This window comes from Petralouisia muris, from assembly GCF_004793545.1.
In the GTDB taxonomy this organism is placed as follows: Bacteria; Bacillota; Clostridia; order Lachnospirales; family Lachnospiraceae; genus Petralouisia; species Petralouisia muris.
In genome coordinates this window covers 1-18,050 of sequence record NZ_SRYA01000024.1, presented here as the reverse complement: position 1 = coordinate 18,050, position 18,050 = coordinate 1, and the positions used below count along the sequence as shown (strand labels likewise).

The window sequence follows — 18,050 nt, the reverse complement described above, 5'->3', positions numbered from 1 at the left end:
TTATTAATATTCTTATTACAATCAGCTATTTTATTTCATTTCTCTGGCTCTTACTCCAGCAAATCCTGATCAATATCCAGTTCCTCTGCAAGTTCTCTGCGTCCTACGGTCGTCCGTTTCTTCGGGGTAATCCGCTTGACCCTTTTCTCCTTTTTTGCAACAAACACTTTCGGAACTGCTTTCACAAAATAGTAATACTCATCATCTTCAAATTGTACCCGTTCTACTCTGGAATAATCCAGATTATAGAGAAAGAATTCCAAAACCAGGCAAACTCCCATGGAAATCAGAATCCCCACTGAAGCCCACAGAATCTTTTCCGTCAAATCCAGCAGAATATATCCTAACAGAAGAATAATAAGCTCCAATACGTTTCCCACAATCATGGCAGCTCTCCAGGCATGGCTGATGGCCTGCCGGCGGATCAAATATACCACCAGGGACGTAACCAGAAACGCTGCCAACGTCAGGTACATTTCTTTATTTCCGGTAAATATCTTCAAGGCTGCCGTAAATTTGGCAAGGCCCTCTGTCTCTTCTGTGGAAGTGAAATTCACCAGATTATCCTTCACCCCCCTGATATAGTAGTAAGTCACAGTCCCACACAATACAGAAAGATATGCAGAAGGTCCCCGTAACATTCCTACAGCCACAGGCATTACCTGAGGCACCTGAAAAAAACAGAGCACCGAGGTTAAAATTGTACTGTAACCGTTCTTTGGCGCAAACTTTCCATACAAAAACAGCAGCAGCAGAAACAGGCACAGCCCAATCGCGCACGCTTCCAATGATACCGCGAATAAATGCAGCAATATCAGACCGCAGGCCAGAACTGCCATGGCATTAATTGGAAAAAATGCACACACCAGGGACAGAAGCAGCGCCACCGCTGGCTGATTCATCCGTTCCATATAGCCAATGTTACCATTAATAATGGAAAAAACCACCAAGCCAAGAATAAATTTGATCCCTGCCGTTACATACAGTTCATACTTCCCATAAAAAGTTCGCAGTCTCTCCCTAAACTCCAACAAACCTGTCATTTCCAATCCTCCAAAGGCTGTAATCTTTCTTCCTTCTCCTGAAGCCTCTCTACTTTCTTCAAGGCAGCATAATATTTTCTCATGCTGGCGGTAGCCTTTTTATAACGTCTGGTATACACTATATAGGCGATCACCTGATAGGCACAGATAAATACAGCATATTTTATCAGAATGGAAATTCCCAATTCCGGCAAATCCCTGCCTTTCAGAAAGTCTGTCATTTCATCCATTTTGTATACAATCCAGCATAAAAACAAAATACCAAAAGATATTGTGGAAGTAATAAATGTCTTAATCATCTCATAGCTTACATAATCCTTCCGGTAAAACTGTCTGATGGGCATATACTCTTTGCCCTCGCCCGCCTCATAAGAAGCCATTTTCGTCATAAGGCGGATTCTTTCTTCATTTAACATATGTGCACCGTCCATTTTCCGAAATTAATCAGCCTTATTATAGCACACATTTACCGTCAAGGAAAGTCTTTCCCACCATTAATAACAAGGCAGAATACCTGCCCTGAGCAAAGATACTTTCTGATGCTTCCTGCCCGGGAACAGCATATTCTGCCCGCCGTTTTAATTATCCAAAAATCTCATTCTGTCTTTCGTGCTTGTATTTTTCTTAGTAGCAACGCTTCCAGTGGGACGCTTAATGGCGCCAGAAAACTCATTTTGAAGATTTGCCCTGCATTTATCACAGAATCTTCCAGTTAATACCTTTCCTCCGCACGCTTCGCATTCCAGGGTAATCTGGGATTCCTCCGTGAAAGTGAGACGTTCTTCTCTGACCCACTGCTTAATCTGTTTCACGGAAACTTCATTTGTCTCAGCGATTACATTCAGCGGCGCTTTTGGGTTTTCTCTTAAAAATTCTTTTACCTGCTGAAACTTATCTTCCAGCTCCGCCATACATCCCGGACACAAATGTGGTCCCTGCAGATAATTAAAAAGTCTTCCACAGCCTTTACAATTCCTTACTTCCATATCCTTTTCCTCCTAATATCCTCTGCCGATGCTGATGCTCAGGCAGTAAACCTTTTCTGCCCCGGCCCGCTTTAACTCCTTTGCCGCCTCGTTCATCGTACTTCCGGTCGTATAAATATCATCTATGAGTAAGATATGGTCTAATTGTACCTTATTTGTTCTGGTTTTAAAAGCCTTTTTCAGATTATTTTTTCGTTCTTCGTCATTTAATTCTTTCTGAGCCCTGGTATCTCTGACCCGAAGCAGCAAATTACAGAAGACAGGAATTCCCAACTCTTTTCCCACTTGCCTTGCAACCAGCTCTGCCTGATTAAAGCCTCGCTGTCTCTGCCTTCTGCTGGAAAGGGGAATCGGAATAATTGCCTGAATCTTGCAGCGGCTGATCCAGCCGCCGTATACACGTACCAGTTCCTTACTGTAATACCCTGCATATTCCCGGCGGTTATGATATTTAAACCGGTACAGAGAATTCCTCACTGCGCCCTTATAGACCCATAGGGCTTTTCCCTGAACATACTCACACTGCTTACGGCTGCAGTCATAGCAATATTCTTCCCGTTCGTTCTCCAGGGGCTTGCCGCATTTTTGACACACCGGCTCTCTGGCATACTCCTGCCTGCCCAGGCATTCACTGCATACCGGCTCGGAAGGAAGGAACACAGAATAAAACAATATCCCGTCACAAAAAGGGCATCTTGGTGGAAATAACAGATGTAACAAACTTTCTTTTTCTATTTTCAATTTTTATGTGCGAAAAAATTCTCTCAGCAGGTCTTATACTATCACACTTCCTGGCTGGTTTCCATAAATTTTTTCTTAAGAATTCCTAAAATGTATTATTTTTCCGGAAAATATTTCTTACTTCGGCAGTTAAATATAGACTTTTTATTTGCATAAATTTCGTTGGCATTTAACCGCCGGAGTGAGCGCTGCTTTTAAAATTAAAAAAACCGCATTATGTAATTTTCTCATAATACAGCTTTAATATGAGATCTAATATACTCCTCAAAAACATCCTCTTTCCCCCATTATCTATAATTTATACGATACTCCATATATGCCTTCTCAAACTCCTTCTTTTTCCGAACAGAGACTTTTATTTCACAGTCCCTCAATAAGATCTTTCCGCTTTTATAGGCTATAATTTTTTCCATATTTACAATACATTGTTTGCTGACACGGTAAAACAGCCTGCGATCCAGAACATTCTCCAGTTCTGCCAGAGAAGTTTCTTTACGGAACACCCCTTCTTCCAGCATAAATTCAGCGGCGCTGTTTACCGCTATAATATACTGAATTTTTTTCTGAGGAAAAAAATAAAGGCTTCTGCCACTGTATAATTCAATTCCCTCTGTTCCGATTCTGGTTTTCAGAACCGCCTCCAAAGCCTCTTTTATTTCTCTTTTTTGAAAAGGCTTGGAAATGAAACGTAAGGCTTCAATCTGAAATGCTTCTTTAAACCGTGCTTCCACGCCGGTTGCCATAATGATTTTACAGTCGTATCCTCTCTTTCGAATGTTCCGTCCTGTCTCAATTCCATCCATTCCAGGCATATCTATATCTAAAAAAACCGCTTCTTCGCCAGAATAACCTGTAAGCAGTTCCTGACCGGAATAAAATTCTGTGATTTTTCCCTGGATTCCTTCTTCCTCCATACATTCCTCCAGAATTTCTTTTAATGCCTTTACAATCATTTTCTTGTCATCACAGATACCAATTTTCAGCATATTTATCCTCCGTTTCCCCTATATGATATCACCTGCTTCCATTATATTCTATGTTGAAAATTCTGTCTATCAAAGAAAAAAAAGCCTGTCGGGAAATAAACTTTATTCACAAAATATAGTTTGAACTCAAAAAATTCGTACGATATATTGTGCAAGACAGTCATTTCCCGACAGCCCTTTTTCCTATTCTTTTCACTTATTAAGAAAGCATCATGCGATCATTGGAAAATTCTCCTCCGCTGGCTTCTTCAAACTTCGCCAGCAGATCCGGTACCTTCAGCCCTTTCTTTTCCTCTCCTGACACATCATAGATAATCTGCCCCTCATGCATCATAATCAGGCGGTTGCCCAGACGGATGGCGTCTTTCATGTTGTGGGTAATCATCAATGTGGTCAAATGATCTTTATTTACAATTTCCTCTGTCAAATCCAAGACTTTTTTAGCTGTTTTGGGATCCAGGGCCGCTGTATGTTCATCTAACAGCAGCAACTTTGGTTTTTCCAGAGACGCCATCAATAAGGTTAAGGCCTGTCTCTGTCCGCCGGACAAAAGTCCAACTTTGGATGACATTCTGGTTTCCAGTCCAAGCTCCAACGCTTTTAACTGCTCCTGGTAAACCTCTCTTTCTTTCCCGGTAATGCCCCATCCAAGAAAACGTTTCCTGCCCCTGCGGGCGGCAATGGCCAGATTTTCTTCAATGTTCATGTCGGCCGCTGTGCCTGTCATAGGGTCCTGGAATACCCTGCCCAGATATTTTGCCCGCTTGTGCTCTGGAAGATTTGTTACATCTATGTCATCGATAAGGATTTTCCCCTGATCCACCGGATATACTCCGGCAATCATATTCAGAATTGTGGATTTCCCTGCGCCGTTTCCTCCGATCACTGTAACAAAATCCCCTTCATTTAAGATTAGATCAATGCCGTTTAAAGCTCTTTTCTCATTGATAGTTCCCGGGTTGAAGGTTTTATATACTTTTTCAACTTTAAGCATCTGCCTTTCCTCCCTTCCTGCCTGTCTGAGCAAAATATTTGCTCTTTAAATGAGGAATTGCAAGGAACAGCGCCACGATCAAAGCGGAAAACAGTTTCAGATCATTGGTGGACAAGCCAAGCTGCAGCACAATGGCAATCACAATATAATAAGCGATAGCCCCCAGGACTGCCGCCAGCATACGGAGAGCAAAATTGTGAAAAATCTTCCCAAATACGACCTCTCCGATAATCACTGCTGCCAGGCCGATTACGATTGCTCCACGGCCCATATTGACGTCTGCGCTTCCCTGATACTGGGCATACAGCGCACCGGAAATGCCCGCCAGACCGTTGGAAATTACCAGTCCCAGTACTTTCTGAGTGCTGGTGTTGATCCCCTGGGCCCGGGCCATATTCTGGTTACAGCCTGTGGCCCTGACTGCCGCGCCAAGCTCTGTACCGAAAAACCAATACAGAATCATTGTAATAGCCAGACAGCAGATTCCTGCGGTAATGCACGCCTCCTGAATGTAACGAAGGCTTACCAAGAGTTCAAACTGATCTACGCTGACTGCCTGATTGGATTTCCCAAGAATCCGCATATTTACGGAATAAAGCCCTAACTGTGTCAAAATCCCGGACAGAATGGGGGGAATGCCGAATATGGTATGAAACAAACCAGTGGCAAGTCCCGCCAGCATTCCGGCGCCGAACGCCATTGCCATTGCCAGATAAGGATTCATTCCTCCCACAATGCACATAATCGCTACCGCCCCGCCGGTGGCAAGACTGCCGTCTACCGTCAGATCTGCATAATCCAATACTTTATAAGTGATATATACGCCAATTGCAAGAATTCCCCAAATCAACCCCTGTGCCACAGAGCCTGGGAGTGCATTTAACAGTGCTTCCATTTTATTCTTCTCCGATTACTGCCATGTCGGAAGGCATTTCCATCTTAAGGGCTTCTGCCACTTCCGCATTGTATTTTTCCACTACCTCATCTGCATACTGAATGGGCATTTCTGCAGGATTTTTACCTTCTGTCAGGATTTCATACGCCATAATTCCTGCATTATAGCCAATGTTATAGTAAGAAATACTTAAGGTTGCAAGTCCGCCTCCGGCACACATATTTTCTTCGCCGCAGATTATTGGAATTCCCGCCGGAACTGCAACATTTTTCACGCCTTCCATATTGTTTGCAATCGTGTTATCTGTGGGAATATAAATCACATCACATTCCCCTACTGCCTTGGTAATCACCTGCTGAATATCGTTGGAATCTGCCACCGTATATCTCTCATGGGAAATTCCCTTAGCATCCAGCGCCTCTTCGGCTTTTTCTGCCTGGAACACAGAATTGGCTTCTGCGGAACAATACATAATTCCTACCTTATCCGCCTCTGGAATAAGCTTTACCAAGAGTTCAATCTGCTGGTCAATCGGAGCCAGATCAGAGGTTCCTGTCACATTTCTTCCCGGAGCGTCATTGCTGTCTACCACGCCTGCTTCCACAAAATCCGTAACGGACGTCCCAACAACAGGAATGTCTGCTGTGGCTGCCGCACATGCCTGAAGGGCCGTGGTAGCGTTTGCCATAATCAAATCCACATTGTCGTTTACAAATTTTGTTGCGATGGTTGCGCAGTTGGGCTGTTCTCCCTGGGCATTCTGATAATCAAATTCCACATTTCCTTCCCCCAGTTTTTCCACCAGCGCTGCCTTGAACCCTTCTGTCGCAGCATCTAACGCCTGATGCTCCAACTGCTGGCAAATACCAATCTTGTATACTTTGCCATCTGCACTTTCGGTTCCGGCTGCATCTTCTTTTTCCTCCGAGTTATCCTCTGACTCTGCATCTTCTTTCTCTGTGTTATCTTCTTCCTGTGTGTTGTCTGCAGCTTCCTGGCTCTCCGACTTCTTGGCGGAATCGCCGCCTACGGTGCCGCAGCCTGCCAGAACGGAAGCTGTCATTGCCATGGATAATACAAGTGCCATTATTTTTCTTTTCATGAATCTTTCCTCCCTGTACTTTAGCGCATAAATGCGTTGATACCCTACAGTATAACATTGAATCAAAAAAAAGGCAAGAACTGTTTTTCGTTCCCGCCTTTTCATATTGCAAATCATTCTGTCATGTCCTGTGATGCTCTTATGCTTCTTTCCATTCCAGCCTGTCTCTTAAGCCGGTATAGCGTTTCTGTTCACTGACATTTGCTATCATTTCCTGAAAAGTCAGGTCATTTCCCACAATTGTGACACATTTCTTCGCCCGCGTCACTGCAGTGTACAAAAGATTGCGGTTCATCAGCATTCTGGGCCCTGTCAGCAGAGGAATCACAACAGCTGGATATTCACTGCCCTGAGCTTTATGTATGGTAATGGCATAGGCAAGCTCCAGCTCATCCAACTGCTTAAAGGAATATTCTACCATCCTTCCTTCATCAAATTCCACGGTAACAATTTCCTGATAAGCGCTGATGCTGCGGATAATGCCTGTATCGCCATTAAAAATTCCTGTCCCCTTGTCAATTGCCAGTCCGTATTTGCTGCGTATCTCCCATTCCAACTGGTAATTATTCTTAATCTGCATCACTTTATCGCCTTCACGGAAGGTAACGCCGCCGTGCTCTCTTTCCTCTTTGCCGCTTTCCGGCGGATTTAGGTACTGCTGTAAAATCTCATTCAGCCGTTCCACTCCTAAAAGCCCTTTACGCATAGGCGTCAGTACCTGGATTTCAAAAGGCTCTGCGTCTACAAATTTCGGAAGTTTCTGCTGAATCAACTGAATCACCACGCTGATAATCACATTTGCGTCAAACCGCTTCAGGAAAAAGAAGTCCATGCTCTTGTTATCCAGAATCACTTCCTCCCCGCGGTTTATTTTATGGGCGTTTACAATAATGTCACTCTGTGCCGCCTGACGAAAAATCTTATTCAGCCGCACCACATGAAATTGACCGGATTCAATCATATCCTTCAAAACGCTTCCCGGGCCTACGCTTGGAAGCTGATTCACATCCCCCACCAAAATCAGCCTTGTGCCTGCCGCCACTGCCTTTAACAGCGCATACATTAAAGAAATGTCCACCATAGACATCTCATCAATAATAATCACATCTGTCTCCAGCGGATTCTGTTCATTCCGCTCAAATCCTGCATTTCCTTCCATTCCGCCGTTTAATTCCAGCATTCGATGAATGGTGCGGGCTTCAAATCCTGTGGTTTCACTCATCCGCTTGGCTGCCCGGCCGGTTGGCGCCGCCAGAAAGATATCCATTCCTTCCAGTTCAAAATATCGGATAATGGTATTGATCGTAGTGGTCTTTCCGGTTCCCGGGCCTCCGGTAATCACCATAAGACCATTGGTAACCGCTTCTTTCACTGCCTCTGCCTGAAGTTCATCCAACGCCATACCAGTATCCTGCTCAATTCTGCGAATCCGTTCCCGTATTTCAATTTCGGGCACATCATAGGAAAGATCAAGCTGTTTCAGCATGGCTGCTGCATTTGCCTCCATGTAATAATAAGCAGATGCATAGATATACTGACAGTTCCCAGCCTCCTTAATCACCAGTTTTTTATCAATAGCAAGGTTCATATAATGCTTTTCTATATGTTCCGGCTCCACTCCCAGCAATTCTTCCGCCCTTTGGGTCAGAAGCTCCTTCGGGAGACAGGTATGTCCCTCTTGTGCAGACTGCATTAAAGTATACAAAATTCCGCTTCGAATGCGGAAATCAGAATCGGTGTGGATTCCAATTCTGGATGCAATCTCATCCGCAATTCGAAAACCCACACCTTGAATGTCATCTGCCAGCTGGTAAGGATTTTCCTTTAAAACCCCGTACAGCTCCTGCCCGTATGTTTTATAAATTTTTGCCGCCAACGTCTGGGAAACGCCATACTGCTGCAGGAAAATCATAGCCTGCCGCAGTTCCCGCTTTCCCTCCACCTGCTCTGCAATCTCCATTGCTTTCCGCTGGCTGATTCCTTTCACTTCCGCCAGCCGCTCTGGTTCTTCTTCTATAATCCGAAATGTGTCCTCTTTAAATTTCCGGACAATTCTTGCCGCCAGCGCAGCGCCGATTCCCTTCACGGCGCCGGAACCCAGATAGCGTTCAATGGAATCCACATCCTCCGGCGGCTTCACCTGAAAGGAATTCATCTTAAGCTGCTGTCCATAAGATGGATGCGTGGTATATTCTCCCGTCACCTCCAGAGATTCTCCTTCACTGACTCCCTGAAAAATTCCCACACACGTAACCTCTTCTCCTTCACAGGACAGATTCAGCACTGTATAACCATTCTCTGTATTCTGAAAAACGATATGCTCCACATACCCTGTCAACGTTTCCACAGCGTTACTCCATACCGTAATTACGTTTCATCTGCTCATAAAGGATCTGGGCTATGCCCAGTCCGCCGCTTTCCGAAGCCTGTTCTGCAAAAGACTGGTTCATCTGTTCTTTGTAATAATCCTGAAGCTGCTTCGTAGAGGCTGAAACGTTGTCCTCTGATTCCGGAACCATTCTCTGCATTGCTTTAAACATCTGCTCAATAAAATATGATTCAAAATCCTTGCACACCTCCATCAGTTCATCGTCTGTGGCGGTTGATAAATCGGATTTCAATGTTTCTTCCAATTTACTTGTAGAAGTGGATGCAGTATCCGTATTATAATTACTATAATTTGAGCTAATTGAATTTAAATCAAGACTCATAGCCATCCTTCTTTCTTATCGTTTCCGCTGATTTGCCGCCTCACGGCAGGATCAGCATTTCCATTGCTCTACCTGAATCACTGGATTACAGCTTTTACCGCTTCAATTGGTTTGCCTGGCCCAGCATATCGTCCGCGGCCTGAATCGCCTTGGAATTCATCTCATAGGCTCTTTGAGCCACAATCAGATTAACCATCTCATCTGCAACCTGTACGTTGGAGCCTTCCACATATTTCTGACGCACTTCACTTCGGATCAGATTAGCAGTATTGGCTTCATTCAATGCCTCTCCAGAAGCATCCGTCACTGCCAGAAGGCTGTTGGACAATTTCTCAAGACCTGCCGGGTTGCTGAACTGGTACAATCCGATGTTTGCCACATTGACAAAATTCCCGTTGCCGTCCAGATATCCAAATGCACCTTCCGTTGACACCTGTATCTTACTGCTGCTTACATCCCCTGGCATGGTAATGGGATTTCCCTCGGAATCAAGCACAGGATACCCGTCCGCTGTCACCAATGTCAGATCGCCATTGTTTCCCACGCTCAATTTAAAATCCCCGTTCCTGGTATAGTATGTATTTCCGTCAGCTCCTCTTACGGAAAAGAATCCGTCCCCGGCAATCGCCATAGAAGTAAAGCTCTCACTGGAAAGCATAGAACCCTGGGTAAAATTAGAGGTTATGGAAGCAACCCTGGTACCCAGTCCTACCTGTGCAGAGATGGGTTTGTTCTCTCCGTTTGCAGTGGTGGTTCTTGTCTGTAATGTTTGATATAAAAGGGATTTAAATTCTGTTTTCTCAGTTTTATATCCTGTTGTGTTTACGTTGGACAGGTTATGGGCAATGGTGTCCACAGCCGTCTGTTGGGAAATCATGCCGGATGCTGCCGACCACAAAGATCTCATCATAACTTATTCCGCTCCTTCCTATGCTTTGCCGATGTTATTTACAGCCTTTTCAAGTGTTTCATCTATGGACTGGATAATCTTCTGATTTGTCTCGTATGCTCTGGAAATAGTAATCATTTCCACCATTTCAGAAACTACATTCACATTGGACATCTCCAGGGTTCCCTGTATTACCTGCGCGTCAGACGCCTGCACCTGACCGCCTTCCACCAGATCATACATATTTTCACCATATTTTGCCAGATAATTATAATCTGCAAAATCAACAACTCCAACCTGCCCTACCAACTGATTATTCTGATAGAGGTTACCATTCTCATCTACTTTTAATTCTACATTGGGATCAATCTGTATGTATCCGGCCTGCCCCGGATTGCCTGCCTGAGCTGCCGCCTGATTCAGTACGAAGTCTCCATCCTTCGTCATCAGATATCCTTCTCTGTTGACGGTAAAAGCGCCATCCCTGGTATACTTTACGGAAGTCTCACCAGCTTTATTAGTGAAGGAAATCGCAAAAAAGCCATCTCCATCCAGTGCAAAATCATAGACGTTGTCTGTGACACGGAAAGATCCCTGCCCGTAATCCGTATAACATTCTCCAATCTTAACCCCCAGGCTTACATCGCCTAAACCTCTGGGAATGCTCATAGCAGAGGTATCCTTAATCTTAATTGCCAAAGTCTCATCGAAGGACTGCGAAGTCGACCCTTCTTTTTTGAATCCGTTCGTAGCAGAATTTGCCAGATTGTTAGTCAGCACATCCAACCTATTCTGCTGGTTCAACATCCCTGTATACGCAGTATATAATCCTTTTACCATATTTCCTGCTCCTTTGTTGCTAAATCACTTATGCCTTCCCTTATATATTATTATATTATTTCATGTCTTGTTCCTGAAATTCCATCTGCCCCCAACCTGAAGTATTCTTTCAGAAAGCCTGCTGCCGCCTAATCCTCCAAAGGCTTGCCGGATAAGAACTCCACATATTTACCGGTTCCGATGGCAACACAGGTCATCGGTTCTTCCGCCGTCATAGTGTTGATCCCTGTTCTGTCCTCAATCAGCTCTTCCAGCCCCCGAAGCAATGCGCCGCCGCCAGTCAGGATAATTCCCCGGTCTGCCACGTCTGCCGCCAATTCCGGCGGCGTCTTCTCCAATACGCTGTGTACGGCTTCCACAATCTGAAGCGTCGCTTCCCTCAATGCTTCTTCTGTTTCCTCGGAAGATACAGAAACTGTCTTAGGAAGTCCTGTTACAAGGTTACGTCCCCGCACATCCATGGTATCATTCTGGGCCAGCGGGAAACAGGTTCCTATCTTAATCTTAATATCCTCAGCAGTTCTCTCACCAATCAGAAGATTATGCTTCTTCCTCATATATCGGACAATTGCCTCGTCAAAATCATCCCCGGCAATCTTAATGGAAGTACTTACCACAGTTCCTCCCAAAGAAATCACTGCAATATCAGCAGTTCCTCCTCCAATATCCACTATCATATTGCCGCAGGGCTTGGATATGTCCACGCCTGCGCCGATTGCCGCCGCAATGGGTTCCTCTATAATAGAAACTTCCCTTGCTCCTGCCTGATAAGTAGCGTCCTCCACTGCCTTCTTCTCTACTTCTGTTACGCCGCTGGGTACGCATACGCTGATTCTGGGCTTACGGAAGCTTTTCTTACCCAGAGCTTTCTGAATAAAGTACTTTAACATTTTTTCGGTCACTGTGTAGTCAGAAATAACCCCTTGACGCAAAGGTCGTACTGCAACAATGTTTCCCGGCGTCCTTCCCAGCATCAAACGCGCTTCTTCACCAATTGCTTTTATCTTGTTGGTATCTCGATCAAATGCTACCACTGAGGGTTCTTTTAATACAACGCCCTTTCCTTTTATATATACAAGGATACTTGCGGTTCCCAGGTCAATTCCAATATCTGTCGCCATCGTTTGGTTCCCCTTTCATTTCTCTATCTGAATATTATGAAACATAATAACTCTATTTTTCCATATACATATACATTATATACAATCATGGCGAATTTTCAAAGCATTTTTTTCTAAAATATAAAAAAACGTCTATTATTAACCTTTTCCATGGATTTCCTTATCAAAGTTTATGAAATTTTTATACTTTTTCTAAACTTTTTCCGCTTTTTTCACATATCTGTCACATTCTATAGATATACTAATACCTGTACTAGCTAACAAGCTAATATAATTTTTCATAACTCATGCTTCCTGAATTCTTAGAATTCAGGAAGTACTCCCCGAAATTAAGGCTGTCCATCCGGGCAGCCTCCTTTTATATCTTTCGGCGACTAGCTATGCACACAGTGAAAATTACCAGATGTTCCTACTTTTCCAAATACTTTCTGATATATTGCCCGGTATAGGATTCTTCTGCCTGTGCAACCTCCTCTGGCGTCCCTTGGGCAATCACCATGCCGCCTCCATCTCCGCCTTCCGGCCCCATATCAATAATATAATCGGCAGTCTTTATTACATCCAGATTGTGCTCAATTACCACAACCGTGTTGCCTCCCTCTGCCAGACGCTGCAATATCTCCGTCAGCTTATGCACATCGGCAAAATGCAGCCCTGTCGTAGGTTCATCCAAAATGTAAATTGTTTTCCCTGTACTGCGTTTGCTCAGTTCCGTAGCCAGTTTGATTCGCTGAGCTTCCCCGCCGGATAACGTAGTGGATGGCTGTCCCAGCTTAATGTAAGAAAGCCCCACATCATACAAGGTTTCAATTTTGCGCCGGATGGCGGGAACATTTTCAAAAAATTCCAATGCCTCTTCCACCGTCATATCCAATACATCATAAATGCTTTTTCCCTTATATTTCACTTCCAGAGTTTCCCGGTTGTACCGTTTGCCGCCGCAAACTTCACAGGGCACATACACATCTGGCAAAAAGTGCATCTCTATTTTCAGGATACCATCTCCGGAACACGCCTCACAGCGGCCGCCCTTCACATTAAAGCTGAATCTCCCTTTGGCATATCCTTTCGCCTTTGCATCCGGAGTGGCTGCAAATAAATCTCTGATCTGATCAAACACTCCGGTATAAGTTGCAGGATTTGATCGGGGCGTCCGCCCGATGGGGGACTGATCAATATCAATCACTTTGTCTAACTGTTCCAGACCCTGAATGGATTTGTGCTTTCCCGGAATCGTCCTGGCCCGATTCAGATCTCTGGCCAGCCGCTTATAGAGAATCTCATTAGTTAAGGATGATTTGCCGGAACCAGAAACCCCTGTAATACAGGTCATTATCCCCAAAGGAAGATCCACATTAATATTCTGCAGATTATTCTCCTGAGCTCCCTTAATTTTCAAAAACCCGGTAGGCTTTCTTCTCGTTTTCGGAACAGGGATTTTGATTCTGCCGCTTAAATACGCTCCCGTGATGGAATTCTCACTTTTCATAATCTCTTTGGCGGTTCCCTGGGCCACCAGTTGTCCACCATGTTCTCCGGCTCCAGGTCCGATATCCACAATATGGTCTGCTGCAAACATGGTATCCTCGTCATGCTCTACCACAATCAGCGTATTACCCAGATTTCTCAGGTTCCTCAGGGTGTTCAATAACTTGTCATTATCTCTCTGGTGCAGGCCAATGCTGGGTTCATCCAGAATGTAGGCCACGCCCACCAGCCCGGAGCCTATCTGGGTAGCCAGCCGGATTCTCTGTGCTTCTCCGCCGGAAAGGGTTCCGGTGGCCCTAGACAGGGTCAGGTATTCCAGGCCTACATCCACCAAAAATCCCACTCTGGCGCAGATTTCTTTCAAAATCTGTGCGCCAATCAGCTTCTGCTGCCTGGTCAATTCCATTTCTGCAAGAAACTTCTGCAGCTTCCAAATGGACAGGGAAGTTACCTCATAGATATTTTTTCCGGATACGGTAACTGCCAACGCTTCTTTTTTCAAACGCTGGCCGCCGCAGGTTTTACAGGGCGTTACCCGCATAAAAGATTCATATTCCTGCTTCATGGTATCCGAGCCGGTTTCCCGATAACGACGCTGTACATTCCGCACAAGGCCTTCAAAGGCCACGTCGTAAACTCCTTCTCCACGCTGTCCCTTATAATGAACTTTTACTTCTTTTCCCCCTGTGCCATTAATCAGGATATTCTGAATCTTTTTCGGCAATTCTTCATAAGGAGTATTCAAATCAAACTGATACTCCTGCGCCAAAGCCTTTAAAATGGCATTGGTAAAACTGCCTTTATCTGTACTGGACTGCCATCCTGTCACCTGGATTGCCCCTTCTGCAATGCTTAAAGACTTATCCGGTATCATCAAATCCACATCAAATTCCATCTTATATCCCAACCCGAAACAATCGGGACATGCACCAAAAGGATTATTGAAAGAAAAACTTCTGGGTTCAATCTCATCAATGCTGACGCCGCAGTCTGGACAGGAAAAGCTCTGGGAAAAATTCACCGGTTCTCCCCCTATCACATCCACGGTCATCAGGCCCTCCGCCAGATCCAGCACATTCTCTACAGAATCTGTCAGGCGCTTTTCTATTCCCGGCTTTACCACCAGCCGATCCACCACAATTTCTATGTTGTGCTTGATATTTTTATCCATGGGGATCTCTTCCGTCAGGTCATAAATATTTCCATCCACCTGCACCCTTACATAACCGCTGCGCTTAGCCTGCTCAAACAATTTCTGATGAGTCCCTTTCCGCCCCCGGACTACCGGCGCCAAAAGCTGAATCCTTGTCCCTTCTTTCATGGATAAAATCTGATCCACCATTTGATCCACCGACTGCTTTTTGATTTCTTTTCCGCAAACAGGACAGTGGGGAATCCCGATTCTGGCATACAAAAGACGGAAGTAATCATATATTTCCGTCACTGTTCCCACGGTAGATCTGGGGTTGCGGTTGGTGGATTTCTGGTCAATGGAAATAGCGGGAGACAGCCCTTCAATCTTCTCCACATCCGGCTTCTCCATCTGCCCCAAAAATTGTCTTGCATAAGAGGACAGAGATTCCATATACCTGCGCTGCCCTTCGGCGTAAATGGTATCAAATGCCAGGGATGATTTTCCGGAACCGCTTAATCCGGTCAGAACCACAAATTCATTTCTGGGTATATCCACATCCAGATTTTTCAGATTATGTTCACTGGCCCCTCTTATCTTAATATACTGTTTTTCTGCTTTTGCCATTTTGCATAAACTCCTTTTCCTTTATAAAAATCGTAGCAAAGAACTGTTCAGAAATAACTTATAAATTCCTCTGGTCAGGCGGCTGGAGTGACTTTTAATCACCTGCCAGACACCTGCCTGCTACATATCACGCAGGTTCTTTTTCAGTTCTATCATCTTGTCACGCAGCTCTGCCGCTGTCTCGAAATTCAGTTCCGCCGCCGCTGCCTGCATTTTCTTCTGGATTTCTCCAATCAGCTTCTCCAATTCCTTCTTACTCATAGATTCCGGATCTTTCTGGAACTGATACTCTTCTTTTGCAACTTTCTTAGAAATGCTGATTAAATCACGGACGGATTTGCGGATGGTCTCCGGGGTAATTCCATGTTCTTCATTGTATTTCTGCTGAATGCCCCTTCTCCGATTTGTCTCATCAATGGCAACCCGCATAGAATCTGTAATACTGTCTGCATACATAATCACATGACCCTCGGAATTTCTGGCAGCACGGCCGATGGTCTGAATCAGAGAAGTCTCTGACCTTAAGAAGCCTTCCTTGTCCGCATCCAAAATTGCCACAAGAGTAATTTCAGGAATGTCCAGCCCCTCCCGCAGCAAGTTAATTCCCACCAGCACATCAAATACATCCATGCGCAAATCCCGGATAATTTCTGCTCTCTCCAGCGTATCTATATCAGAATGGAGATATTTGACACGGATACCGACTTCACGCATATAATCCGTCAAATCCTCCGCCATTCTCTTGGTAAGGGTGGTAATCAGAACTTTATTCTTTTTGGAAATTTCCTTATTCACTTCGCCAATCAAATCATCAATCTGCCCTTCTACCGGACGAACGTCAATTTCAGGGTCCAGCAAGCCTGTGGGACGGATAATCTGTTCTGTCCGAAGCAGTTCATGCTCTTTCTCATAAACATTAGGAGTGGCAGATACAAACAGCATCTGGTCTATCTTGCTTTCAAATTCCCCAAAATTCAAAGGGCGGTTATCCTTGGCAGAAGGCAGCCGGAACCCATAATCCACCAGCGTGGTTTTCCTGGACTGATCCCCTGCATACATCCCACGCACCTGAGGAATCGTAATATGGGATTCGTCCACAATAATTAAAAATTCATCCGGAAAATAATCCATCAGCGTATGGGGCGGCGCCCCCGGCTCCAGCCCGGAAAGATAGCGAGAATAATTCTCAATGCCGCTGCAGAATCCAGTTTCCTTCAGCATTTCAACATCAAAGTTAGTGCGCTCTGCAATCCGCTGAGCTTCCAACAGCTTGTCCTCTCCCTTAAAATATTTCACCCGTTCTTCCATTTCCTTTTCAATCTCTGCTGCTGCCCGCAGAATCTTCTCTGGGGCAACTACATAGTGGGAAGCTGGAAATACTGCCATATGCTCCAGCTGGCTCTTGATTTCCCCAGTCAACACGTCAATTTCCGTAATACGATCTACTTCATCTCCAAAAAATTCCACCCGAATTGCCGTTTCGCCGTAGTTGGCGGGAAAGATTTCCACCACGTCTCCCCGCACCCGAAAGGTTCCTCTGTGGAAATCCATATCATTCCTTGTGTACTGGATATCAATTAGCTTCCGAATCACATCATCCCTATCCTTTTCCATACCTGGCCGTAAGGACAACATCATATTCTTATAATCCACCGGACTTCCCAGTCCATAAATGCAGGATACACTGGAAATGATGATCACATCTTCCCGCTCTGCCAATGCCGCTGTGGCTGACAGGCGGAGTTTATCAATTTCTTCATTAATGGCAGAATCCTTGGCAATGTAAGTGTCGGTGGATGGGACGTAGGCTTCGGGCTGGTAGTAATCGTAGTAGGACACAAAGTACTCCACTGCGTTCTCTGGGAAATATTCACGGAATTCTCCATACAGCTGTGCTGCCAGCGTTTTATTATGCGCTATGATAAGGGTTGGCTTATTCAGTTCCTGTATCACATTCGCCATCGTAAAAGTCTTCCCAGACCCCGTAACCCCTAGTAAAGTCTGGCATTGGTTGCCCTCCCGGAATCCCTTCACCAGCGCCTCAATTGCCTCCGGCTGGTCTCCGGTAGGCTTATATTCTGACACTAATTTAAACTTTTTTTGCTTTGTTCCCACAGACATACCTCCTTACTATCATGCCTATTGGCCCGTAAATTCGTGTAATTTCTTCTGAAAATTCGTGTAATGGAAACTTCCCGGCGGGCGAAAAGGCCAATTACACGAATAAAGTCACTAAAACTGATTTTTCTAACTACGCAATACAAAGCAATCTATATGAGTACTACGTACCACAGAATAGCATAATTCTTTATCATGGAAAAGCCCTATCCTCAATTTTGTCATGAACATCTGTTCTGATTTATTGTAGCAGAAACACACTCTAAATGCAATAGAAACTCTCAGTCTGTCTTAAGAAATTTCTTTGCCCTTCTTTTAAGGCATAAAAAAGTGTCTTCGACACTTCAGCCCCCTAGCCCCCATTCATGGGGGAATTA

At 44.8% G+C, this 18,050-nt stretch carries 15 protein-coding genes; all 15 read right to left on the bottom strand.

What is annotated here, in order from left to right:
- Window positions 1-50: 50 nt before the first annotated feature.
- The 15 genes from E5329_RS13060 to uvrB all read right to left on the bottom strand — a co-directional run bounded on the left by E5329_RS13060 (window position 51) and on the right by uvrB (window position 17,670).
- Window positions 51-1,043, bottom strand: a complete 993-nt coding sequence (locus E5329_RS13060) for a hypothetical protein (RefSeq protein ID WP_135989964.1) — start codon at window positions 1,041-1,043, stop codon at window positions 51-53.
- Entirely contained in the window at window positions 1,040-1,459 is a 420-nt protein-coding gene (locus tag E5329_RS13055; RefSeq protein WP_135989963.1) for a hypothetical protein, read from the bottom strand. Before E5329_RS13055 ends, E5329_RS13060 begins: the two co-directional genes overlap by 4 nt.
- A gap of 162 nt (window positions 1,460-1,621) precedes the next feature.
- Window positions 1,622-2,029, bottom strand: coding sequence for a flagellar protein (locus E5329_RS13050; protein ID WP_135989962.1), 408 nt, complete (start codon window positions 2,027-2,029; stop codon window positions 1,622-1,624).
- A gap of 12 nt (window positions 2,030-2,041) precedes the next feature.
- Window positions 2,042-2,749: a ComF family protein gene (locus E5329_RS13045; protein ID WP_135989961.1), complete on the bottom strand. Its 708-nt coding sequence runs from the start codon at window positions 2,747-2,749 to the stop codon at window positions 2,042-2,044.
- Window positions 2,750-3,057: 308 nt separating this feature from the next.
- Window positions 3,058-3,756: a LytR/AlgR family response regulator transcription factor gene (locus E5329_RS13040; RefSeq protein ID WP_135989960.1), complete on the bottom strand. Its 699-nt coding sequence runs from the start codon at window positions 3,754-3,756 to the stop codon at window positions 3,058-3,060.
- A 199-nt stretch (window positions 3,757-3,955) separates the two neighbouring features.
- Window positions 3,956-4,750 carry an ABC transporter ATP-binding protein gene (locus E5329_RS13035; protein WP_135989959.1) on the bottom strand — a complete coding sequence of 265 codons (795 nt, stop codon included), beginning with the start codon at window positions 4,748-4,750 and terminating at the stop codon, window positions 3,956-3,958.
- Entirely contained in the window at window positions 4,743-5,645 is a 903-nt protein-coding gene (locus E5329_RS13030; RefSeq protein ID WP_135989958.1) for an ABC transporter permease, read from the bottom strand. Before E5329_RS13030 ends, E5329_RS13035 begins: the two co-directional genes overlap by 8 nt.
- Before the next feature lies 1 nt (window position 5,646).
- Entirely contained in the window at window positions 5,647-6,747 is a 1,101-nt protein-coding gene (locus E5329_RS13025) for an ABC transporter substrate-binding protein (protein WP_135989957.1), read from the bottom strand.
- A gap of 139 nt (window positions 6,748-6,886) precedes the next feature.
- Complete coding sequence (recD2, locus tag E5329_RS13020) at window positions 6,887-9,094, bottom strand: SF1B family DNA helicase RecD2 (RefSeq protein WP_135989956.1); 2,208 nt, start codon at window positions 9,092-9,094, stop codon at window positions 6,887-6,889.
- A gap of 4 nt (window positions 9,095-9,098) precedes the next feature.
- Window positions 9,099-9,458 (bottom strand): rod-binding protein, encoded by a 360-nt coding sequence (locus E5329_RS13015; protein WP_135989955.1) that lies wholly within the window; start codon window positions 9,456-9,458, stop codon window positions 9,099-9,101.
- Between the two features lie 94 nt (window positions 9,459-9,552).
- Window positions 9,553-10,368, bottom strand: a complete 816-nt coding sequence (locus E5329_RS13010) for a flagellar hook-basal body protein (RefSeq protein ID WP_135989954.1) — start codon at window positions 10,366-10,368, stop codon at window positions 9,553-9,555.
- A gap of 18 nt (window positions 10,369-10,386) precedes the next feature.
- Window positions 10,387-11,187 carry a flagellar hook-basal body protein gene (locus E5329_RS13005; RefSeq protein WP_135989953.1) on the bottom strand — a complete coding sequence of 267 codons (801 nt, stop codon included), beginning with the start codon at window positions 11,185-11,187 and terminating at the stop codon, window positions 10,387-10,389.
- A 128-nt stretch (window positions 11,188-11,315) separates the two neighbouring features.
- Window positions 11,316-12,308, bottom strand: coding sequence for a rod shape-determining protein (gene mreB, locus E5329_RS13000; protein ID WP_135989952.1), 993 nt, complete (start codon window positions 12,306-12,308; stop codon window positions 11,316-11,318).
- Between the two features lie 409 nt (window positions 12,309-12,717).
- Complete coding sequence (gene uvrA, locus E5329_RS12995) at window positions 12,718-15,555, bottom strand: excinuclease ABC subunit UvrA (protein WP_135989951.1); 2,838 nt, start codon at window positions 15,553-15,555, stop codon at window positions 12,718-12,720.
- 120 nt (window positions 15,556-15,675) lie between these two features.
- Window positions 15,676-17,670 carry an excinuclease ABC subunit UvrB gene (gene uvrB / locus E5329_RS12990; protein WP_275443241.1) on the bottom strand — a complete coding sequence of 665 codons (1,995 nt, stop codon included), beginning with the start codon at window positions 17,668-17,670 and terminating at the stop codon, window positions 15,676-15,678.
- Window positions 17,671-18,050 lie beyond the last annotated feature (380 nt).